At 62.7% G+C, this 21,245-nt stretch carries 25 protein-coding genes; 13 read left to right on the top strand and 12 right to left on the bottom strand.

All coding sequences use genetic code 11. The features are described from left to right. Positions 1-7 precede the first annotated feature (7 nt). The 3 genes from AC1MLT_RS21955 to AC1MLT_RS21965 form a co-directional block, all read right to left on the bottom strand. The gene (locus AC1MLT_RS21955; protein WP_296316480.1) at positions 8-421 is read right to left on the bottom strand and encodes an HIT family protein; all 414 of its coding nucleotides are present in this window, start codon (positions 419-421) and stop codon (positions 8-10) included. Between the two features lie 21 nt (positions 422-442). Then, positions 443-865 carry a secondary thiamine-phosphate synthase enzyme YjbQ gene (locus AC1MLT_RS21960; protein ID WP_481036498.1) on the bottom strand — a complete coding sequence of 141 codons (423 nt, stop codon included), beginning with the start codon at positions 863-865 and terminating at the stop codon, positions 443-445. 258 nt (positions 866-1,123) lie between these two features. Further along, the gene (locus AC1MLT_RS21965) at positions 1,124-2,545 is read right to left on the bottom strand and encodes a RepB family plasmid replication initiator protein (RefSeq protein WP_481036500.1); all 1,422 of its coding nucleotides are present in this window, start codon (positions 2,543-2,545) and stop codon (positions 1,124-1,126) included. A 489-nt stretch (positions 2,546-3,034) separates the two neighbouring features. Here AC1MLT_RS21965 and AC1MLT_RS21970 point away from each other — a divergent pair, with 489 nt between their 5' ends. The 3 genes from AC1MLT_RS21970 to AC1MLT_RS21980 all read left to right on the top strand — a co-directional run bounded on the left by AC1MLT_RS21970 (position 3,035) and on the right by AC1MLT_RS21980 (position 6,559). Further along, positions 3,035-4,267 (top strand): AAA family ATPase, encoded by a 1,233-nt coding sequence (locus AC1MLT_RS21970; RefSeq protein ID WP_481036501.1) that lies wholly within the window; start codon positions 3,035-3,037, stop codon positions 4,265-4,267. Positions 4,268-4,483: 216 nt separating this feature from the next. Further along, positions 4,484-5,563, top strand: a complete 1,080-nt coding sequence (locus AC1MLT_RS21975) for a ParB/RepB/Spo0J family partition protein (protein WP_481036502.1) — start codon at positions 4,484-4,486, stop codon at positions 5,561-5,563. 306 nt (positions 5,564-5,869) lie between these two features. Then, entirely contained in the window at positions 5,870-6,559 is a 690-nt protein-coding gene (locus tag AC1MLT_RS21980; RefSeq protein ID WP_481036503.1) for an NYN domain-containing protein, read from the top strand. Positions 6,560-7,031: 472 nt separating this feature from the next. On the opposite strand, the gene crcB is transcribed toward AC1MLT_RS21980, so the two are convergent. The 3 genes from crcB to AC1MLT_RS21995 form a co-directional block, all read right to left on the bottom strand. Continuing rightward, entirely contained in the window at positions 7,032-7,421 is a 390-nt protein-coding gene (crcB, locus tag AC1MLT_RS21985; RefSeq protein WP_481036504.1) for a fluoride efflux transporter CrcB, read from the bottom strand. A gap of 256 nt (positions 7,422-7,677) precedes the next feature. Next, positions 7,678-8,088, bottom strand: coding sequence for a hypothetical protein (locus AC1MLT_RS21990; protein ID WP_481036506.1), 411 nt, complete (start codon positions 8,086-8,088; stop codon positions 7,678-7,680). After that, the gene (locus AC1MLT_RS21995) at positions 8,085-8,360 is read right to left on the bottom strand and encodes a hypothetical protein (RefSeq protein ID WP_481036507.1); all 276 of its coding nucleotides are present in this window, start codon (positions 8,358-8,360) and stop codon (positions 8,085-8,087) included. Before AC1MLT_RS21995 ends, AC1MLT_RS21990 begins: the two co-directional genes overlap by 4 nt. A 155-nt stretch (positions 8,361-8,515) precedes the next feature. On the opposite strand from AC1MLT_RS21995, the gene AC1MLT_RS22000 reads away from it, so the two are divergent. Continuing rightward, the gene (locus AC1MLT_RS22000; protein ID WP_481036508.1) at positions 8,516-8,731 is read left to right on the top strand and encodes an ArsB/NhaD family transporter; all 216 of its coding nucleotides are present in this window, start codon (positions 8,516-8,518) and stop codon (positions 8,729-8,731) included. Positions 8,732-9,054: 323 nt separating this feature from the next. Here AC1MLT_RS22000 and AC1MLT_RS22005 read toward each other — a convergent pair whose 3' ends face one another. Beyond that, positions 9,055-9,969 carry a LysR family transcriptional regulator gene (locus AC1MLT_RS22005; RefSeq protein WP_481036509.1) on the bottom strand — a complete coding sequence of 305 codons (915 nt, stop codon included), beginning with the start codon at positions 9,967-9,969 and terminating at the stop codon, positions 9,055-9,057. 120 nt (positions 9,970-10,089) lie between these two features. Between AC1MLT_RS22005 and AC1MLT_RS22010 the strand changes: the two genes are divergently transcribed. The 8 genes from AC1MLT_RS22010 to AC1MLT_RS22045 all read left to right on the top strand — a co-directional run bounded on the left by AC1MLT_RS22010 (position 10,090) and on the right by AC1MLT_RS22045 (position 17,208). After that, entirely contained in the window at positions 10,090-11,205 is a 1,116-nt protein-coding gene (locus AC1MLT_RS22010) for a YeiH family protein (RefSeq protein ID WP_481036955.1), read from the top strand. A 66-nt stretch (positions 11,206-11,271) separates the two neighbouring features. Then, entirely contained in the window at positions 11,272-12,324 is a 1,053-nt protein-coding gene (locus AC1MLT_RS22015) for a beta-propeller fold lactonase family protein (protein ID WP_481036510.1), read from the top strand. A gap of 114 nt (positions 12,325-12,438) precedes the next feature. Continuing rightward, positions 12,439-13,710 (top strand): SorA family sulfite dehydrogenase catalytic subunit, encoded by a 1,272-nt coding sequence (gene sorA / locus AC1MLT_RS22020; RefSeq protein WP_481036512.1) that lies wholly within the window; start codon positions 12,439-12,441, stop codon positions 13,708-13,710. Between the two features lie 9 nt (positions 13,711-13,719). Continuing rightward, positions 13,720-14,400: a c-type cytochrome gene (locus AC1MLT_RS22025; RefSeq protein WP_481036513.1), complete on the top strand. Its 681-nt coding sequence runs from the start codon at positions 13,720-13,722 to the stop codon at positions 14,398-14,400. Positions 14,401-14,461: 61 nt separating this feature from the next. Continuing rightward, a complete protein-coding gene (locus tag AC1MLT_RS22030) occupies positions 14,462-14,782 on the top strand; it encodes a high-potential iron-sulfur protein (protein ID WP_481036515.1) in 321 nt (106 codons plus the stop codon). Continuing rightward, positions 14,761-15,183 (top strand): DUF305 domain-containing protein, encoded by a 423-nt coding sequence (locus AC1MLT_RS22035; RefSeq protein WP_481036517.1) that lies wholly within the window; start codon positions 14,761-14,763, stop codon positions 15,181-15,183. The genes AC1MLT_RS22030 and AC1MLT_RS22035 overlap by 22 nt, the downstream gene beginning before the upstream one ends. 31 nt (positions 15,184-15,214) lie before the next feature. Continuing rightward, the gene (locus AC1MLT_RS22040; RefSeq protein WP_481036518.1) at positions 15,215-16,609 is read left to right on the top strand and encodes a YncE family protein; all 1,395 of its coding nucleotides are present in this window, start codon (positions 15,215-15,217) and stop codon (positions 16,607-16,609) included. Further along, the gene (locus tag AC1MLT_RS22045) at positions 16,606-17,208 is read left to right on the top strand and encodes an Nmad2 family putative nucleotide modification protein (RefSeq protein WP_481036519.1); all 603 of its coding nucleotides are present in this window, start codon (positions 16,606-16,608) and stop codon (positions 17,206-17,208) included. Before AC1MLT_RS22040 ends, AC1MLT_RS22045 begins: the two co-directional genes overlap by 4 nt. On the opposite strand, the gene AC1MLT_RS22050 is transcribed toward AC1MLT_RS22045, so the two are convergent. From AC1MLT_RS22050 to AC1MLT_RS22070, 5 genes are all read right to left on the bottom strand, one after another. After that, positions 17,181-18,017: an anti-sigma factor family protein gene (locus tag AC1MLT_RS22050; protein WP_481036520.1), complete on the bottom strand. Its 837-nt coding sequence runs from the start codon at positions 18,015-18,017 to the stop codon at positions 17,181-17,183. The genes AC1MLT_RS22045 and AC1MLT_RS22050 overlap by 28 nt on opposite strands. 1 nt (position 18,018) lies before the next feature. Further along, positions 18,019-18,543, bottom strand: coding sequence for a sigma-70 family RNA polymerase sigma factor (locus AC1MLT_RS22055; RefSeq protein ID WP_481036522.1), 525 nt, complete (start codon positions 18,541-18,543; stop codon positions 18,019-18,021). A gap of 35 nt (positions 18,544-18,578) precedes the next feature. Then, positions 18,579-18,956 carry a COG4315 family predicted lipoprotein gene (locus tag AC1MLT_RS22060; RefSeq protein ID WP_481036523.1) on the bottom strand — a complete coding sequence of 126 codons (378 nt, stop codon included), beginning with the start codon at positions 18,954-18,956 and terminating at the stop codon, positions 18,579-18,581. 176 nt (positions 18,957-19,132) lie between these two features. Continuing rightward, positions 19,133-19,966 carry a TlpA family protein disulfide reductase gene (locus tag AC1MLT_RS22065; RefSeq protein ID WP_481036525.1) on the bottom strand — a complete coding sequence of 278 codons (834 nt, stop codon included), beginning with the start codon at positions 19,964-19,966 and terminating at the stop codon, positions 19,133-19,135. Further along, a complete protein-coding gene (locus AC1MLT_RS22070) occupies positions 19,956-20,849 on the bottom strand; it encodes an MBL fold metallo-hydrolase (RefSeq protein ID WP_481036526.1) in 894 nt (297 codons plus the stop codon). Before AC1MLT_RS22070 ends, AC1MLT_RS22065 begins: the two co-directional genes overlap by 11 nt. Before the next feature lie 74 nt (positions 20,850-20,923). Between AC1MLT_RS22070 and AC1MLT_RS22075 the strand changes: the two genes are divergently transcribed. Then, the gene (locus AC1MLT_RS22075; protein WP_481036527.1) at positions 20,924-21,244 is read left to right on the top strand and encodes a metalloregulator ArsR/SmtB family transcription factor; all 321 of its coding nucleotides are present in this window, start codon (positions 20,924-20,926) and stop codon (positions 21,242-21,244) included. Position 21,245 lies beyond the last annotated feature (1 nt).

Below are 21,245 nucleotides of genomic sequence, written 5' to 3' on the forward strand. Positions count from 1 at the left end.
TCCATGGTCATGCGTCGGGCAATGCCCAAGGAGGCGGCCGGATCCAGTAGTCGGCCTTGTCGGGAATCACCCAGCGCACGCCGCCGCGGGGATCAGCCTGGTCGCCCTGGTAGCGTGGAATCAGATGGATGTGCAGGGGCGGTACCGTCTGGCCAGCAGTGGCGCCATCATTGATTCCCACGTTGTAGCCGTCAGGCTCGAACTCTGCGTCGGCCACGAGCTTCGCCTGGTCCAGCAACTGGAACAAAGACTCTCGCTCCTCGAAAGTGATCGCAAAGAAGGACGCCACATGGCGCCGGGGGATGATCAGGCTGTGACCCGGCGAGACCGGGAAGCCATCGCGGATCCAGAAAGCATGATCGTTTTCATCGACGACACGTGACGCCGGCAGGCTGCAGAAGGGGCAAGGCTTGTCGCTCATGGTACGTAGACGACTATGCCCTCACTCACCCACGATCTGCACGACGATCTCCCGCACATGCCCGTGCAGTCGATGCTCCCACACGTAGATACCCTGCCATGTCCCGAGCGTCAGGCGGCCACCGCTCACCGGGACCAAGAGTTGAGTCGCAGTGAGCGCCGCTCGCACGTGCGCGGGCATGTCGTCGGGTCCTTCGCTGCGGTGGATGAACAGGGGATCGCCGTCCCCGACCAACCGCGCGAAGAAGCGCTCGAGATCACCGCGCACGTCCGGATCCGCGTTTTCCTGGATCACCAGACTTGCGGACGTGTGGCGGATGAACAAGGTGACCCAGCCCTCATCGACGCGGCTCGCCTGCAGTGCCTGAACCACGGACGTGGTGATCTCCACAAGGCCCCGTCCGGTGGTGGGAATCGACAGGCGATGCTGATGCTGGCGAAGCATTGGGACAGACTAACAGACGCAACCCATCGTGCGGAACAGGATGCTTGCAACATCAGCCTGAGGCAAGTGGCTCCGGCCGTCAGCGGCCTCAGCCTGGCTCGCCTACTCCCCGTTCTGCAGTCCGCAATGGGCCACGCGGGCGTCTCGCCCGTCGATAGGAACCCGTGCCATCGGCAGCAGTTTCAGTGACGGACACGGTCACACCTGGGAATGGGTCGATGGGAATGCCATCCCCCCAAACGAGCATTGAGGCCAATGCTAGACCCCGGCAACGCCGCACTGCAAGGCGAAGTCGAGCAGGACGCGGTCGGTCGGCTCGTCCGGCCAGAGGTCCTGGGCCAGCCACCGGAAAAAGGCCGTGCCAGCGAGGCGGCTGGAGGGACCGTTCTTGCGCCAGGCACGTGCGATGGGCATGGCCAGGCCGTCGAGTCGTTCGGCCTCGAAGCGAATCCGCAGATCCATCTGCATCGCGGACAGCATCTCCTGGAACACCGTCCGCGCCCGGCGCAGCCGGTCGTTCTCCCACAGCTCGCGGATCCGGCGCAGCCGGTCGGCCTCGGTCTGGACGGTCACTGGCGCGCTTGCCGGTGCCGCCGTCGACGCCAACGCCGTACTTGCGTAGCCTTTCCTGAGCGCATCTTTGAAGTACGCGGCCGGCGAGTTCAACAGGGGCATGGCGGGGTTGCGCAGGCGCTGGTCGACGTGATCGAGCGTCGCTCGCAACTGCGCTTCGGCATTGCTGGCATACAGGTCCTGCGCCTCGTCCTGTTTCAGGCCGAGCGAGATCAGACGGGCGACGAGTTCGAGGTCGAACACGTGGCGGCCCGGCGCGTCGATGTCATCCAGGCGCTGCGGCGTCTTGGCAACGATCCTGAACTGGATCTCCTCGATCTTGCGCCCCTGCTTGTGCTCGATCAGCTCCAACCCAAAGTCCTCGCACAGCGCATCGATCTCGGCCAGGGCCTTGTTGATCACGTCGCGCTTGAAGAAACGGTAGTCGACCTCCTTAATGTCGCTGCGGCCGGTGAGTACCGCCGCCCACCAGATCACATCCTCGCGCATCGACAGGCGGCCTGGCGAGGTGAGGTAACGTGCACCGATCTCGTAGAGCACCGCTGCCGAGTAGCTGCGCATCTGACTGCTCATCTCCAGCAACACCCGAGTGTACTGGTGCGGCTTGACCAGGCGTTCCCTGATCTCCTCGGGATAGCGCCAAGTCACCACGCACGCCCGCCCCCTGCCCTGTTCCTCGATCGAGACGGTTCCAAGCAACTGCGATGACACCCAGCGCTTGAGCGAGTTGCTGCTGGTGGACCATTCGATCGTGGTGGCCTGCATGTCGCGCAGGTGGGATTTCAGCAACTCAGTGTTGTTGGAGTTGAAGCGGGCATCGCAAATCAGCTCGTTCAAGGGGAGCTCGTACACCGGCTTGTCGACACCCTGGCACTGGGCGTGATAGAGCAATGCGTTGTAGATGCGGCGTGACAGCAGCGTGAGCCGGCCACGTTTGGGCCGGATGGCGATGGCTTCGTTGGCCTTCGCAACGGTCTGGTCCTCGGGGGCCACCAGCTGCCGCGATGGCGTCTTGGCCTTCCGGGGGCTGGCTTCAACCGCGATCGGCTCGATGGGTTTGGGAATCGGACTTTGCACGCCACCAAGTATCCCCCTGTCCTTGATCATTGTGATTTCGATTTTTCACAATTTCGACATTCCTGTGTTCTTGGTATTTTTGTTCTTAACACTTGAGAACATTGAATGTTTGAAGAGCTCATTTTCTGTTGCGTGACAAGCACTTGATGCAGTTTTTGTGAGAGCTGTTGGGATTTGACGTGAGAGATTTTGGGATTCGGTGTGAGTGAATCTGGGATTCTTGTGGACCTTGGGTGAGGACCATTGGGGTTTGATGTGAGTGGATATGGGGATCCATCGCTCCAATCCTGGAATGCTCCTTTCCATCAGCCTGCGATTTGGTGAAAAGTGCTCACTGCATCGGAAGGAGAGGCATTTCCAAAGCGTTTTCCGTCGATGGCGCTGCCCACGGTGTGGGAGGTCCCCAAAACTTCTCACACTCGATCCTGATGAGTCTTTCCTGCTTCTACAAATGCTGAACATTCATCGAAGACTCATAGAATTCACGGATTCCGTTGAATCAACAAACAAAACGACGCCATGTCCAGTCCTACGAGCCGTGGAAACCAGGTTTCCAGTGAATCCCTGATACCGACCCAGCCGGTCATCGACATGCAGCGGATAGCGGCGCTGGCCACGCGCGCCGGCTCGATGGTCGAGCAGATCCGCAGCATGCTGCTGGCGCCCGAGGCGCGCAAGATTTCGCCCACCTACTCCACCGCGCAACTGGCGTCGCTGTGCGGTGTCGACAAGGCCCATGTGGCCTATCGGATCACCAAGGACGATTTGCCGGGCGGGCAGCTCACGCCTTCGGGCGGCAAGCGGACTTTCAAGCTGGACGAGATCCGGCGCTGGACCCGCACCTACCGCGGGGACCGCATGCGTCCGCAGGGCAGCAAGGCCATCACGATTGCCGTGGGCAACTTCAAGGGCGGGGTGGCCAAGACGACGACGGCCATGGTGCTGGCACAAGGGCTGAGCCTCCGGGGCCACCGTGTGCTGGCCATCGACACCGATCCGCAAGGCTCGCTCACCACCTTGCATGGACTGCTGCCCGAAGCCGAGGTAACGGAAGACATGACCATCGGTCCGTTGTGCGATGGTTCGCAAAGCGATATCCGTTATGCAATCCGCTCCACCTACTGGGATGGCATTGATCTGGTAGCTGCCGCGCCATTCCTGTTTTCCGCCGAGTTCGCGTTACCGGCACGACAGATGCAGGAGCCTGGCGCGAAGTTCTGGGAGGTTCTCAACGACGGTCTCGAGACGGTGCGCGACCTCTACGACGTCATCCTCATCGACACGCCCCCTTCCCTGTCGTACGTGACCATCAATGCCTTGTGGGCTGCCAACGGGATCGTGGTGCCCGTGCCTCCTTCGGGACTGGATTTTGCCTCGTCGGCCCAGTTCTGGTCGCTGCTGGCCGACCTCGGCAACAACCTGGATGGCCAGAGCAAGGACCGTCAGGGCAAGGCCTTTGACTTCCTTCATGTGCTTCTCAGTCGTGTCGACGCCTCGGATCCCGCGATGCCTGCCGTCCGCCAATGGATCCAGGCGACCTATGGCGAATACACGCTGCCCGTGGAGATTCCCAAGACCAGTGTGACGAGCAACAAGGCCGCCGAGTTCGCGACGGTGTACGACGTGCAGAAATACGATGGCGCGGCCAAGACCTACAAGCGGGCTGCGGATGCCTACGACTCGTTCGTGGAACTCGTAGAGCAGTCGGTGGTGGGCGCCTGGGCCAAGCAGGGCAGGGGAGGGCCGCAGTGATGGCACATCCTGCCAGGGCCTATGCAGTACGTGGAAACCTGGTTTCCAGCCTGACTTTGCCGATAGAGCACGAGGAACTGGCGATTGCCAAGTCCTCGCTCACCAGAGAACGAGCGTGTGGGCCCATCGTCCTTGATGGCTGCCCGATCCCGATAGTCTCTGCGCTGACGCATAGCCAGATCTTCTCGACCTCCCTCGTCTCAAGGAATTCCCAGCATGGCTAGCACGCGCAAAAGATTGGAAGCGTTGACCGCCGGCTTGATGTTGCCGCAGCAAGAACCTGACCCACTGGCAGCTGCTCTGCCAGCCGCCGCCTCGCCAGCTTTGCCGTCGGCATCGACTGCGGTGGAAACCAGGTTTCCACCGGCCGTCGGCGGTGCGATGGCGCCGAGGACGGCACCGGGACAAATGATGGCTTTTCGCGGTCAGATCCAGCAGGTGGAAAGCGAGATGGCAGCATTGCGCGAGAAGCTCGCGCAGTACGAAGGTTCGCTGCCCACACGCAAGATCGACTCCCAGGTCATTCATCCGAGCCGCTGGGCCAACCGTCACGATGCGTCCTTCGCAACGGGCGAATTCGCCAGGCTGAAAGCCGACATCGAACATGCGGGAGGCAATGTACAGCCGATCCTGGTTAGACCGTTGAAAGAACGACCGGGACATTTCGAGATCGTCTTCGGGCACCGTCGCCACCGCGCCTGCAGGGAGCTCGGTATCAATGTGCTGGCGTCGGTCTGGACCGAGGAGCTCGGCGATGCGGCGCTGTTCGCCGCGATGGATCGGGAGAACAGGGAGCGCGCCGACCTCTCAAGCTACGAACAGGGCCTCATGTATCAACGCGCCCTGGAGGAGCACCTGTTTCCGACGCAGCGGCAGCTGGCAGAAGCCCTTGGAGTCAGCCATACGTGGGTGCGCAAGGCGTTGCTGGTTGCGCAGCTTCCTGCGGCAATCGTCGAATGTTTCCGCAGTCCGTTGGACATCAGTTTTCGCCATGCCGAAGCCATCAATGCGGCCATGGACAAGGACCGGCGCGGCGTGCTCAAGCGGGTGGAGCGGGTACGGGGCCAGGGGCTCGCTCCTTCCCAACTGGTTGCCCACCTTGCCGACCAAAAGGTGACTCTTGGTCGTACAGAAAAGATGGACCTGCACGTGGGTGACAAGAAAGTCGGCATGCTGGCCCGTGTCAAGGACGGCACCATCTCGATCACCATCTCGGCGGCCGCCGCCGACGGGGCGCCCGACGATGCGGTCGAGCATGCCCTGATCGAGGCCCTGCGACGTCTTCGTGCCCAGTAGTCGCGCTAGCACGACCCGCTGGCAGGTCTTAAATGTGAGACTCATTGGGATTTGACGAAAGCTTGCATAACGCGAACTGCCTGAGTGGCACTGGTGCGTACGGTCGAGCCAACCTGTACGAGACAAGGCAAGCTAGCTGCACTGCATTCCTGCTGTGCGAGATCGGCAGCAGGCGGATAAGGACGCGACTATAGGTCAGGCTTCAGATACAATAGGCTCACAATCCCTTCGTGGTGTCATTCAGTTGGCCTCGCTTAGGGCGGGAAAACCACCTTCGGGTGGTTTTTTCATTTCCAGGAAGCGCTATTGACAAGAACGATCGTCTATATCGACGGGTACAACCTGTACTACTCGCGGCTGCAGGGAACTCCGTTCAAGTGGCTCGATGTCGTGGCCTTGTTTCGAGACCAGGTTCTCCGGCAGCAGGATCCGTCTGCCGTGGTGGTGGCCATCAAGTACTTCACCGCTCCCGTGAAGGCGAACTACGCGCGGCATGGGCCGGCGTCCGAACAGGCCCAGACCCAGTACCTGCGCGCCCTGATGGCGCATGATTCCGGCCTCGTGGAAATCACCCAGGGCTTCCATATCTTCCAGCCCACCTCGTTGCCTGTGCATGTGCCCGACCAGATGCCCAGCAAGGACCAGCGCCAGCGCGTCTGGATGATCGAGGAGAAGCTCACGGACGTCCAGTTGGCCCTGACGGTGTACCGGGATGCCCTCCGTGGCGGGGTCGATCAGGTGGTCGTGTGCTCGAACGATTCGGACGTCGAGCCGGCGCTCAAGCTTATCCGGCAAGACGCATCGGACGTCCGGATCGGCTTGGTGATGCCTTTGCGGCCTAACGCGAAAGGGCAGGGCGTGGTCTCGAACAAGCGGCTGACCGCCCAGGCGACCTGGGTCCGCCACCACATCCTGGACGCTGAACTCGCGGCCAGCCAGTTGCCAACCCATGTGACTACCAAGAAGAAGCCGGCAAGCAAGCCGGCCCATTGGTAGCAAGCGTGCTCCAGGCCAGTCGGTGCCATAGGCCTGGCTCGACTGAGTCGCACAGCGCGGGGCGATCTGACAATGAAAACGCCGTCTTCATAGCTATGAATGGATGACAGGCCCGATTCAAACAACCGACTCGCTATGCGGTCCGGCGGTTCGTCCAAGTGCTTGTCAGCATTGGATTTTCCCATTCTTACGAAGAGTTGAGCCAATCAAAACGCAAAAATTTTGCATTGTTGATTATGTGATTTATCAACACTGATATTCGCATAAGTGTCGTGCTTAGACACAGCGGAAAACCGACAAGTCCATTGGACGCCGTGGTTGTCGAGGACGATGAGTTCACGTTGTCCATTGCCCTCAGCTTCCAAGCAGGGAGGCATCGATCTGTGCAAGGCTTGAGACGCTTGGACTTCACGTCGATGCCAAGTAACGCGGTATCAACGCTGTCTTTCCTTGCTAGCCAAGACTTAGAAATTCAGCGGCCTCGCAGGAGCGACGTTGTGGCCATGCCTGCGAAGGTCAGCAACAGCGAGCCGCCAAGGTGTAGCGTCATCGCGGCGCAGGCCATCCCAAGGCGATCGTGGCGCATCAGCTGGACCACCTCACCCGAAAAACTCGAGAACGTACTCAAACCACCAAGAAATCCTGTGATGACCAGCAGTCTCCATTGTGGTGGCAGTTCAGGATGGGCACCAAAGAACGCCAGCGCAAGTCCCACCAGGTAAGCAGCCAGCAGGTTGGCAACCAGGGTGCCCGGTGGAATCGCCGGAAAAATCATGTTCAGCGCCATGCCCAGCAGCCAACGTGAAACACACCCCAACGCTCCGCCGATCACCACTGCAAAAAATGAGATTGACGAGTTCATTCTTGTGCAGATTACGCCCAGGGATGTTCGCGCAGTTTGAGAAGGCTCCGGGGACTGGGCATGAACAATGTCAGCAGGAAAATGCGAAAGCTTGTGGCGTGCAAAACGCTGACCAATGGTGGGGGTCCGTGTCCATGAGAGCGGCGACTGTCGTGCTTGTCAGGGTTCGAGCCCGTCCATAGCCGATACCCATGTCTTCGCCCATCTTGGCACTGCCCACAAGCATGTCTAAGGATTGCAAAGCTGAATTCGATCTTCACGACGTTGCGGCTTTGTGGGCGGCCAGCAAAGCTTTGACCAGCGATGGATGCAGCGTTCCGAGCTTCGGGTTTTGGCCGTGCGGCGCCGAAGGCGGAACTGAAAACCAGTCGGTGTTGTAGGGCAGGTCCACGATCTGCTTCAGATCGAACTTGGTGTCGTAGCTCAGACCCGCCATCTCATAGGCGGCGAGGTTGCGCAGCCTCAGGATCGAGAACTCACCTTGGTAAAGGGTCGTGGTCCGCTGACTGGTCCCGTACACCACACTGACCTGGAACTGTGGCGACGCGTCGTCAAACACACTCAGAATCAGGGCTGGGCGCGGCTTGGGTCTTGGATGGATGTCGTCAGGGAAATGGCACCAGACAATGTCGCCGGCCGTGGGCTCTGCCCACCACACGACGCTCATTTGGGGTCAAGCAAGCTGGAGCGAACCGAGCGTTTGGCAGCGGGTGGAACGCGATCCTGGATCTGGCGGACCTGCGCTGTCGTCAGCGCACCCTCGTCGGCTTCGTACTGGGGGAGCACGCGCATGGCGAGTTCGTGCAGTGCGTGATGAATCGCTTGCGTCTCATCCATGCCCAACTGCTTGGCCAGGCGCTTGGCCGTCTCGCGCGTGACGCCCGATGCGCTGTCCACCAAGCGGTAGCGAAAAGCGATCTGTTCGACAGAGACACTCATGACCGAATCCTTTATCTGATATCTTAAAGATATCAAACCAGCCCGAGGTTGTCAAGTCTCGGACCCCATAGGCAAGGGTCGTGCGTTTCCGTCAAAGTGACGTCTGGCCTTACTAGATTCCTAGCTCACAAGAATCCAGAAAGCTCGATCCGGCCATGTTCAAGGCCGGCTGGATGGTGCTCGTGCCACCGCTGGTCGGCTTTTTCGATCTGGCGCCGCTGGGCTTGCCAGTGAGCGCCGGCGCCACGGTGGGCATCGTGTTGCTGCTGGCAGCTCCGGCGCGCGGTCCGATTGACACCCGCAAGGTTCTGAAAGGCGCACCTGGGCAGATCGTCGTGTCATTGCTGCGCTCTTTATTACGAATCCGATGAAATAACCTTTCGCCATCCTGGCCTTTGCCCTGGCGTCCGCTGCTGCGTTCGCCGCCTCTCCTTGCTGCGACAGCGACTGCTGCGACGAGGTGGCGAAGCCCTGCTGCGAGTGAGCAGCTCAGGCGCCAGTTCGACTGGCAAGTTTCTCAACCCAATGCGTTAACCAATGGAAGCCCATGACCGCCGCAGCGGCGAGCGCGCTCGTAACTGCAAGCCTTCATCTTCCGCGAAGCGTTTCGGCAGCCAGCCTCATGGTTCAAAGGCGCGCACGACCGCGTCTGGGGCCGCTACTTCTTCGGGAGGTTCATCGGCAGCCAAGGGAATTACATTTCAGGACGCTCGCAGTGCGCCATGAAGCGCTGCAAGTTGGCCGACAGGCGCTTCTGCCGATGGTGGACCAAGTAGAAGCGTCGCGTCAGGTGAGGCAACGTGGTTCGCAATACGACCAGTCTGCCGAGTGTCACCAGGTCCCGCACCGCGCACAGCGACAGGCAAGCCAGCCCCATGCCCTCGGCCGCCGCCTGCTTGATCGCCTCGGTGCTGCCCGGCTGCATGTCGCCGTTCAGATGGTGCAGGTGCGGCAGCAACACATGTTCCACTGCCTCGCGAGTGCCTGATCCCTGCTCGCGCAGCAACCAGCGGGCCTGCCGCAAGTCCTTGAGCGGAACGCGCGCCCGTGGATCGGCCTGTACCAGCGCATGCGTCGGCGCGGCCACGATGACCAGTTCGTCCCGCAGCCAGGGCGCGACGCTGAGTTCTGCCTCGTGGCATGGCCCTTCGATCAGACTGACGTCGACCTCCAGCCGGCTCACGGCGGCGGCGATGTCGCGGGTGTTGTCGATGACGACGTCCACCGCAGCGTTGGGCCACGTTCTGCTGTAGCCAGCGACCAGCGCTGGCAGCACATAGTTTCCGATCGTCGTGCTGGCGCCAACGCGAAGTCGCGTGACCAGCGGCGCGGTCGCAGCGCCCGCGCTTCCGAGCCCGAACCGGCTTTCGATCTCCTGCGCGCCGTCGAGCAATGACCTGGCTTGCGGGAGCAGCGCACGACCGTTGTCGTTCAGCAGCAAGCGCTTGCCGATGCGGTCGAAGAGCTGTGCGCCGAGCAGGCTCTCGAGCTCGTTCAGCGCGCCGCTGGTCGCCGACTGCGAAAGCGCAACGCGCTCGCCGGCGGCAGTGGTGCTGCCGGTATCGGCCACGGCCGTGAAGATCAAAAGTTGACGCAGTGTCAGACGCATCCAAATCCTCGCATTACCTGTTAGGTAGCTAGGTTATAGCGGAAGTATCCGTTTGTCTGATAGATCACGCCGGTTCAAAGTTCGTTCATGCCTTCCGAAAACGACGCGATGGAGAAATCGATGCACAGCGCCACTTCCGCAGCCCCCCTGACGCACACCCCTGCTGCCATGCAGCGTCTGCGCGAGTTGGCTCCCGGCCTCGCCCTGACGGGTGCCCTGGCATTCGCGTCGATCCAGCTGGGCAAGATCGGCTGGCTGCAATCCAACGGCATCAGCGCCCTGACCCTGGCCATCGTGCTGGGCATGGTGGTGGGCAACACCGTCTATCCGCGCCTCGGCGCAATGGCCGGCGCGGGCGTGACCTTTTCCAAGGCCAAGCTGCTGCGCCTGGGCATCATCCTGTACGGCCTGCGCCTGACCTTCCAGGACATCGGCAATGTCGGCTGGACCGGTGTCGCGATCGACGCCACGGTGCTGTGCAGCACCTTCAGCCTGGCTTGCTTCCTCGGCACGCGGGTGTTCGGCCTCGACCGCAAGACGGCCATGCTGATCGGCGCCGGCAGTTCGATCTGTGGCGCAGCAGCGGTGATGGCGGCCGAACCCGTCGTGCGCGGTCGCGCCGAGCAGGTGATGGTGGCGGTGGCCACGGTGGTGGTGTTCGGGACGCTGGCGATCTTCCTGTATCCGGTGCTGTATCACCTGATCGCTCAGTACCGCTTGTTCGACCTGTCGCCGACCGCTTACGGCGTGTTCGCCGGCTCGACCATCCACGAAGTGGCACAGGTGGTCGCTGCCGGTCGCGCCGTCAGCGAGCAGGCTGCGAACACCGCCGTCATCGCCAAGATGGTCCGCGTGATGATGCTGGCGCCGTTCCTGATCATCCTGTCCGCCTACCTCTCCCGCTCCGGTGCCAAGGATGCCGATGCTGTCGACGGCGGCGACGAAAGCAAAGCCTCGCCACGCGGCGGCATCGTGATTCCCTGGTTCGCCCTCGGTTTCGTGGCGGTCGCCGGGCTCAACTCGCTCGCGTTGCTGCCCCATGCGGTGGTGACGCAGGTGATCGACATCGACACCGTGCTGCTGGCGATGGCCATGGCCGGCCTCGGGCTGACGACGCACGTCTCGGCCATCCGCAAGGCCGGCATCAAGCCGCTGGCGCTGGCGGCCGTGCTCTTCGTCTGGCTGGTGTGCGGCGGCTTCGCCATCAACGCGGGCATCACTGCAATCCTCAACTGACAGGGTGGACCTGGAATAAATCGCCCCCGCCATTCGTCCATCCATCCAGACAACCGAAAGAATCTCATGAAACTCCGTCCTCTTGCACTCTCGCTGTGCCTCGCCACCTCGGCACTCGCCTCGATCCCTTCGACGGTCATGGCACAACCTGCGCCTGTCGCAGCGTCCGCAAGTGCGACGCAGCGCTGGACTTTCGACGGCGCCATCCACAACAACTCGCTGGCGCTGAGCCCGGACGAGGGCACGGCCGTGGTGTCGTACAGCGAACGCCCGGACGTCGTCGTTTACAACCTGAAGACCGGCAAGGTACGCAAGGTGCTGAATGGCTTCGTGACGCCGCGCAACATCGTGTTTACGCCGTCGGGCGAGTTTTTCTACGTCTCGGACAGCAGCCGGGGCACCGTGGCCAAGATCGCCACTTCCAGCCTGAAAACGGTCAGCACCTTGCCCGCGGGGCCCGGCGCCTTCGGCACCGTGTTGAGCAAGGACGGCGGCACGATGTACGTGAACAACCAGGCGGCCAGCACCGTCACGCGTTTCGATCTCGCGAGCGGCGAGCCGCGCGCCGTCATCACGGGATTCGCGCAGCCGCGCCAGGGCGTGCGCCTGAGTCCCGATGGATCGGCCCTGTACGTCACGAACTTCATGGGCGACAAGATCACCATCGTGAACACGGCGACCAACAAGATCGACGGCGAGATCACCGGCTTCAACAAGCTGCGCGCGATCTCTGTCACCGCCGACGGCAAGACGCTCTTCGGGGCGAACAGTGGCAGCAACACCATCGCGGTCGTCGACCTGGACAAGCGGGCCATCGACTCGACGATCGCGGTCGGCAAGGACCCGTACGGCGCGGCGCTGTCGCCCGACGGCCAGCGCATCTACGCCGGCAACCTGGGCGACAACTCGCTGTCCGTCATCGATGTTGCGAGCAGGACCGTGGTCGCCACCATCACGGGTTTTAAGGAACCGCGACAGGCTATCGTCTTCACGCGCGACGGCAAGACGGCCTATGTGCTGAACGAAGACTTGGGGATTGCCAAGGTCGACCTGGCGAGCAACCGTGTGGAGGCGACGCTGGCTGCGCCTGCGGCAAAGATGCAAAAGGCCGCGCCGTGAAGAAAGCGCTTGCGGACAACTGAAAGTCACTCTGCGGAGAAGCGATCCTCGCCGAACAGGGGCCGAAGACATGCTGAGCCGCCACCGTGTCATTCGAATAAGTGGAGACAACCCATGACATCAGATCGCAAAACCGTACCCACCGCGCAGCACGACGCCCAGCGCGCTCCATCCCGTCGGCGCTTCGTCCAGGGCGCCGGTCTTCTCGCGCTGGGTGCGTCGCCACTCGCCGCGCTGGCGGCTGGTCGCGATACTGGCGAAGGCGTGACCTTTGCCGACGGACCGCGCCCCATGGTGACGTACCCGCAAAAACGGCCGCTGATTCGCGTTCACACCCGGCCGCCGCATCTGGAAACGCCGTTCTCAGTCTTCAACGAAGGGCCGATCACCGCCAACGACGCCTTCTTCGTGCGTTACCACCTGGCCAACATCCCGCTGGCGGTCGACCCTGCCACCTATCGGCTCACAGTCAAGGGAAAGGTCAACACGCCGTTGAACCTGTCGCTGGCCGAACTGAAGGCATTGGCCGAGCCGGTGGAGGTGGTGGCGGTCAACCAGTGCTCCGGCAACAGCCGCGGGTACTCGTCGCCGCGCGTCTTCGGCGCCCAGCTCGCCAATGGCGCGATGGGCAATGCCCGATGGGTCGGCGTGCCGCTGCGCAAGGTGCTCGAGAAGGCGGGTGTGGCTGCGGGTGCCCGACAGGTGACCTTCAACGGCCTCGACACGCCGGTGCTGCCCGCGACCTCGGATTTTCGCAAGGCGCTGGAAATCGAACACGCGCTGCAGGACGAACCGATGCTCGCTTGGGGCATGAACGGCAAGGACCTTCCGTTCCTCAACGGCTACCCGGTCAAGCTCATCGTGCCGGGCTACTTCGGCACCTACTGGGTCAAGCACCTCTCAGAAATCGAGGTCATCGACCATGTGTTCGACGGTCACGACGCGCTGTTCATGACGACCGCCTACCGCGTGCCCGACAACGACTGCCAGTGCGTGGCACCGGGTTCCGCAGTGGCGAAGACGCGGCCGATCTCGACGCTGCCCGTGCGCAGCTTCATCACCAGCGTCCAGGCCGGTGGCATCCTGCCTTCGGCCAGATCGATCGAACTCAAGGGCATCGCCTTCGATGCCGGTGCCGGCATCAAGACGGTGGAAGTCTCCATCGACGGCGGCCGGAGCTGGAAGGCGGCGACGCTCGGCAAGGATCTGGGGCGCTTCTCGTTTCGCGAATGGCGGGTGCCGGTGAGCTTCGCGAAGAAGGGCCGAGCCGTGCTCATGGTCCGTGCGACCAACCAGAAGGGCGAAGGCCAGCCCGCCACGGTGGACTGGAATCCGGCAGGTTACCGCCGCCATGTGGTCGAGTCCACGCCGGTCACCATCGCCTGAAGACACGCCATGAAAACCACCATTTTTTTGGCCCGTGCCGTTCTTGGCTGCTGCGTGTTGATCGCGTTCAACGCGTTGGCCGCGCCGCCCGACATCAAGCTGCTGCCCGACACCTCGAAGCTGCGCCCGTCGAAGCTGCCGGGCTACGCCATCGCGATGCAGAAATGCGCGATCTGCCATTCGGCGGACTACGTCAACTACCAGCCGCCCGGGATGACGCAGACGCAGTGGACCGCCGAGATGGCCAAGATGCAGCACACCTACGGTGCGCCGATCAGTGACGACGAAGTCAAGCAGGTGGGTGCCTATCTGGCGGTCGCCTACGGGTCCGCGAAGGCCACAGACGCCAGTGTGATCGCCGCCTCCACACCCGCGCCAGCGCCGCCCGCTCCGCCAACGTCACCGGGTGCTGCGGCCACGCCACCAGCCAGTGGCGCGAGCGTAAACGTGCAGGCACTTCTTGCGAGCAACGCCTGCCTGAGTTGCCATGGCTTGACCCAGAAGATCGTCGGTCCGGGCTATCACGACGTTGCCGAAAAGTACAAGGCCGATCCGCAGGCGCAGTCGAAGCTGGAGGCCAGCATCCGTGGCGGCAGCGTCGGCAAGTGGGGCAGCGTGCCGATGCCGCCTTTCGCAGCGCTGAAACCCGAAGAGGTGAAGGCGCTGGCTGCGTTCGTCTTGAAGCAATAGACGCGTTCTCATCACCGTAGCAAAGATTCCGGCACCGACAAAACCCTCACGAGATCCAAAAATGACTCCCACGAATCGCCGCTTTTTCATCTTGCAAGTTGCCGGCGCGGCAACTGCGCTGTCCGTCTCCGCCGCCCACGCACAGTCCGGCGGCCCGAAGCTGGCCGAGACCGATCCTCAGGCCGTGGCGCTCGGCTACAAGGAAGACACCACCAAGGTCGACGCCAAGAAATTCCCCAATCACGCGGTCAGCCAGAATTGCGCCAACTGTCAGCTGTTTCAAGGCAAGCCCAAGGAAGCGACGGGCGGCTGCCCGCTGTTCGCCGGCAAGCAGGTCGCTGCCGCGGGTTGGTGCAGCGCATGGAACAAGAAAGCGGCATGAGCAGCGGCTTCGTTCGCGCGGGCATCCTCGGGCTGCTGGTCGCAGTGAGCACGTTGACGCAGGCGGCCGACATGCACGCGCACGGTATGAAAGCCGAGGGCGTCGTGCCTCCCAGCTTCATGGCCAGCACGGCCAAGCCCTTCGATGCGCTGATGGGTGATGCCATGGCCGTGATGGACCACGACATGCGCACCGCACCCATGAACGGCCAGCCCGCGCACGACTTCATGACCATGATGATTCCCCATCACCAGGGCGCCATCGACATGGCCAAGTCGATCCTGCTCAACACGCAAGACCCGGAAGTGCGCAACCTTGCGCAGGGAATCATCACCGAGCAGGCCAACGAGATCCGGCTGATGCAGGGCTGGCTCGCACGCCACGCATCACCCACCAAGTAGTCGCTCCAGACACGTCGAAGAAGGACCTTTCATGAATTCACTCAAACCCCTTGTCCTTGCCACGGCGCTGGCCGTTGCATCTTTCGGTGCATCGGCAGCTTCCAATCCCGGCGACCGCGTCTACACCGCAGACCAGAACACCAACACGGTGTCGGTGATCGACCCGAACACCAACGCATTGCTCGGCCAGATCAAGCTGGGCAACCAGCGCCCCGACGTGCTGTCGCCGATCTACAAGGGCGAGATCAACGTTCACGGCCTCGGTTTCTCGCCCGACCACCGCACGCTGGTCGTCATTGCCAACGGCTCGAACTCGGTGACCTTCATCGACACGGCGACCAACAAGGTCAAGGGCGTGACTTACGTCGGCCGCTCGCCGCACGAGGCCTTCTTCACCCGCGACGGCAAGGAGGTCTGGGCCGTGGTGCGCGGAGAGAACTACATCTCGGTGATCGACGCGAAGACCTTCAAGGAAAAACGCCGGATCGAGACCGCGCCGGGCCCCGGCATGGTGCTGTTCACGCCGGACGGTGGGCGCGCCTTTGTGGTGTCGAGCTTCACGCCCGAAGTGGCCGTGGTCGACACGCGCTCGTACAAGGTCGTGAAGCGTCTTCCGGTCGTGAGCCCGTTCTCGCCGTTCCTGCAGTTCACGCCGGACGGCAAGGAGGTCTGGATGGGTCACAAGGACGTCGGCAAGGTCACGCGCATCGACGTGAAGTCGATGGCGGTGACCGGCGTAATCGACACCGGCTTCATCACCAACCATCTTGGCTTCGCCAAAACCGCGCGCGGCACGCTGGCGTACATCGCCGTGGGTGGCGAGAACGTCGTGAAGGTCTACACGACCGATGGCGAGGCGAAGCTGCTCAACACCATCGCGACCGGCGCGCTGCCGCATGGCGTCTGGCCATCGGACGACGGCACGCGCATGTACGTCGGACTGGAGAACGGCGATGCGGTCCAGGTGATCGACACCGCCAGCGACAAAGTCATCGCGGCGGTGCCCATTGGACAGGCTCCGCAGGCGCTGGTCTACGTTTCGAACGCCGTACCATCGGGCGCTGGCACGGACAACCTGAAGCCGCTGGCGAACGCGGCACCGGTCAACATTCCGCTCATGCCCGATTCCGGCGACGCCAAGGGCTTCGTGGTGGCACGCAATTTCGGCGTGGTCGATGCGCTGGAACTGTTCCTCTACAAACTCAAGCCGGAAACGGTCTACAGCATCTACGTGGGCGATCAGAAAGTGCCCGTCGCCAGCTTCAAGACCAACCCGATGGGGATGGCCAACGGCACGGCCATCGGCGAGATCCGCGAGGTCGCTCGTCTGCAGTCAGAAGCCAATCCGAAGACCGCATCGATCGTGGTCATCGAAGGCGATGGGCCGATGGATGCGGCGAAGGTGGTGCTGCGCAGCCCGATGTGATCGGAGGCCCTCGCATCTTTCGTTACGTCGTGCGGCAAGACCGCGGCGGGTCGCCGAATCCTTGTCACGGCTGGTGCTCGCTCGCTGTGTGCAAGCCGCAGATTCGTCGCTCGGCACGTGTCGGCGACTGGATCGTCGGTCTGCGCAGCCGCCACAACGACCAGCTCGTCTACGCGATGCGCGTCGATGAAGTCATGGCGCTGGGCAACTACTGGGCGGACCCGCGCTTTGTCGCCAAGCGACCTGGCGGCGACGGCCCCCCGGACAACTTCTATCGGGCGATGGCGAACGGCTCGATGAAGCAGGTGGCCAACACGTTGCATGACGACAGCGAGGCCGCGCGAGACATTGCGGGCCTCAACGCCCTGGTGTCATGGCATTTCTGGTATTTCGGCGACCAGAGCCCACCGCTGCCGACCAATCTGGTGCACTTGGTGCATTCGGGCCAGGGGTACGCGCTGCACCGGCGGCGTCGAGCGAATGACGTCGCCGTGCTGCAACACTGGCTGGACCACTGGCCGATGGGCCGCAACGGAAATCCCGTCGATGCCTGGCCCATCGGGCGCCAAGACTACTTGCGCACTTCGAGCTGGCTGTAGACCGCCTCCGCAACCCGCAGCATTTCCTGCTTGCTGTCGCCTGAAGAGATGGCGTAGCCAAAGTCCTTGTCGACCCAGTAGAAGACATTGACTGGGCCGTCCTGGCCGAACTTGAAGGCCGTCTCGCGTCCGGCGTCCTCGCGAGTGACGTACAGCGTCAGACGCTCGCCCTTCGCGCCTTCGAACATGAACTGCGCGACCGGTCCCTTATCGCCCGGCAGCAGCCGCCCGCCGATGAGCCCGTAGCCCAGGGCGCGCAGGTCGGGCGGCTTCACTTCGGTGCCCATGCGCTTGGTCAGCCAAGTGACCAGCGCCTGCTCCTGGTCGGCGCCGACCTCAACCGGCCGGCGTACGTCCGGGCTGTAGACCACGTGGGCCACGGCCGCGCGGTGGGCAAAACCATTGAGCGTGCCCGCCCGCGCCGCGGCCAGCGTGGCACTGCGCTGCAGTTGCCCGTCGTAGGCGCCACGGCCCCACCAGGCCGACCCGGTGCTGACGACCGCGATCGCCACGCCGGCTGCCAGGGAGCGCCACGGCCATTCCTGCCAGCCCGCCCCCGGCGCCGGCTTCAGCGGCAGGCGCAATGGCAAGGGCTCGGACAGGACCGGATCGAGCAACTGCCTGAGCGCCAGGTTCTGCGCGCGCCAATCGTCCACGCGCTCGCGTTCGGCCGGATGCGCATCCAGGAATGCATCAATTTCGACATGCCGGGTCGGGTCCAGAAGGTGGTCCGCGTAAGCATGCAGATCGGCTTCGGTCACCGGCTTACTGCCGTCGGTGGAAATGGGTTTGAGTGGGGGAGAGTCCATGTCACTTGATCCTGCGCAGGGGTGCGACCGCTTGGGCTGCCGGCGCGCGGCCTTGCAGTTCCTGCCGCAGCTTGTCGCGGCCGCGCGCTAGCCGGGACATCACCGTGCCAATGGGCACGCCGAGCGCGATGGCGGCGTCTGCGTAGCTCATTTCTTCGACCGCGATGAGCAGCAGCACCTCGCGTTGCTCCACGGGCAGCCGCTGCAGGACGCGGTCCAGGTCGCGGACTTCGATGCCGTCGGACTGGCTGGCGCGCTGCGGGATTTCGGGCAGGTCGTCACCCGCGCTGTCCTCGGGTCGGCTGCCCCTGGCCCGTACGCCGTCGATGAAATGGTTGTGCATGATGCCGAACATCCAGGCCCGGACGTCTCCGCGTTTCTGCCAGAGCGAGAACCGGCTCCACGCCCGCTCCAACGTGTCCTGTACTAGGTCGTCGGCACGCGTGGCGTCCGACACCAGCCCGCGCGCGTAACGGCGCAGGCCGGGAATGCAGGCGACGATCGCGGCTTCGTCCTGTGCGCGCATGGGCTGGAAGTTCGTCCTCGTGCCGACCAGGCTGATCAGGGCTTGATGACGTGCCAGACGTTCTTGAAGTTGTCGCCGGTCATGTCGCCGGCCTTCATGTCGGACTTGTAGAGGTAGACCGGCTTGCCCTTGTAGGCCCACTGCTTGGTCCCGTCGTCTCGCGTGACAAGAGTCATGTCGCCTTCGGGCTTCGCGTCCGCTTCCGCCATCACCGGCGGCCACAATCCGGCGCACGGGCCGTTGCACGCGCTCTTGCCGCTGCCGGCGGTGTCGTTGTCGAAGGTGTAGAGCGTCATGCCGCTGGTGTTGACCAGCATGCCGCCGGCCGTCTTCACTGGGGCGGCAGCCTGGGCGAGGCCAGCCGACGCGGCGGCGATGGCGAGAACGAGAGTCGAGACGAGGTGCTTGTTCATGGGAGTCCTTTGAAGGAAAAGTGGAAAAGACACTGCATAGACGCACGGCAGTGCCTGTCTATTCCAATGATTTCCAACAATTTGCGGCGCGGACCGGCTCGGTCTTTGCGTTTACGCCTTGGGCAACACTGCACCGATGGAGCAACTGCACGCGCCGGTCGACGATAGGGCGATGATCAAGGGGCCTTCAAGGGTGAGGGGCCACTGGTAGTGATGGATCCGAGCTTCTCAGCCAGCGTCGATGCCGAAAGCTCGCCCGTTCGCGTGCTGATCAACCGTCCCGTGGCGTCGAAAAACAGCGTGGTCGGGAGTCCTCGCTGTTCAAATGCCTTCAGCGCCTGACTCACCGGGTCCAGGAAGACATTGCGCAGCGGCAGGTTGCGAGCAGCCAGCCAATGGCTAACCCGCTCTGCAGACTCACCTTGGTTGATGAAAACAAAGTTCACGGCCGGGTTACCAACCTGCGCCGCATGCAGCACCGGCATTTCACGCACGCATGGCGGACACCAGGTGGCCCAGAGGTTGACCACCGTGGGCTTGCCTTCGAACTGCGTGAGGTCAATGCTGGCACCCTGCAGGCTTGTGAGCGCCAACGCAGGAAGCTTGCGCTCCTCGACAGGCAGCGACACGGCAGCCAGACCACCTCCCCAGATTGCAGTGCCTGCAAGCAGGGCGGACAGCAGTGGTTTGCGCAGGACAGGCCTTTTGAACTGCCAGGCGATGGCAAACAGCCAAGCGGCGGCGAATCCCGCCAACGGCTTCCACCCGCCGTCACGGAAGTCCAGGACCGCCAGCGGCGATGCGCGGTAGGTCGTGCTGAACTGAAGAACAAACGCAAGCCGTGCCACCCCGAGGCCAACCACCAGCGACCAGAACAGCACGGGTTCAACGTCCACACCGACACTGCGAGCGGCGCGTCCGCCAATGAAAGAAGCCGCTGCGAGGGCAGCGAACATAAAGAGCAGCGCCACGGGCACGACAAGCGGCCCGATCTGGACGCTACTTGGCATCAAGCTGCTTTCGCCTGGGCATTGCGTTCAGTGGAATGCGCAGGTAGGCGATGCCGTTCTCGTCCGCGGGCGGCAGCTGGCCTGCCCGAACATTCACCTGGATCGAGGGCAGGATGAGCGTGGGCACCTCCAGCGTCGCGTCTCTCGCCTTGCGCATCGCGACGAACTCCGCTTCGCCGATGCCATCGCGCACGTGGATGTTGCTCGCCTTCTGCTCCGCAATGGTGGTCTGCCACCTAGCCTCCCGACCCTTGAGTGGGTAGTCGTGGCATACGAAGACCCGCGTCTCGGACGGCAGGGCCAGGAGCCGGCGGATCGACCGGTACAGCACGTGGGCGTCGCCACCTGGAAAGTCGGCGCGGGCGGTGCCGACATCGGGCATGAATAGGGTATCGCCCACGAAAACGGCGCCGTCGACCAGGTAAGCCATGTCCGCTGGCGTATGACCAGGCACCAGTAGCGCAGTCGCCTCGACATCGCCGATCTTGAACACCTCACCGTCTTGAAAGAGATGGTCGAACTGGCTGCCGTCGGGCAAGAATGTCCGTTCGAGGTTGTAAATCTTCTTGAACGTCGCCTGCACCTCGCGGATGTGCTCGCCGATCGCGATGCGCCCACCCACATGCTCTTGCAGGTAGCGCGCGCCCGACAGATGGTCCGCGTGCGCATGCGTCTCAAGAATCCACTGCACCGTGAGCCCTTCGGCTTTCACGTACGCGAGCACGGCATCGGCAGCGTTCGTGTCCGTGTGCCCGGACTTGAAGTCGTAGTCCAGGACCGGGTCGATGATCGCCGCTTGCCGGGTTCCAAGATCGGTGACGACGTACGAGACGGTCCAGGTCTTGGCATCGAAGAACGATTGAATGTGGGTTCGGGCAGCCATGCAGTACCTCATTGTTCAGTTTATTGACATTGATTATATGTTTGAGTATATTAATGTCAATCTTTCCAGAACTCATGAACGCCAAACCCACCGCCATCACGCCCGAGCTGCTGCGAAACGCAGCCACTGAAGCCGTGGCCGCACTGAAGGTGCTTGCCAACACCGACCGGCTGCTGCTGCTGTGCCAGCTTTCCCAGGGAGAGATGTGCGTCAGTGATCTCGAAGAAACGCTGGAGATCCGTCAGCCCACGCTGTCGCAACAGCTGTCCGTCCTGCGCAACGAGGCCGTCGTGAGCACGCGTCGGGACGGGAAGAACATCTTCTACAGCGTGGCCGATGAACGCCTGCTCGAAATGCTGTCGGTTTTGTACCGCTTGTACTGTCCCAAGGAGTAAC

Source organism: Variovorax sp. PEI5, from assembly GCF_056679935.1.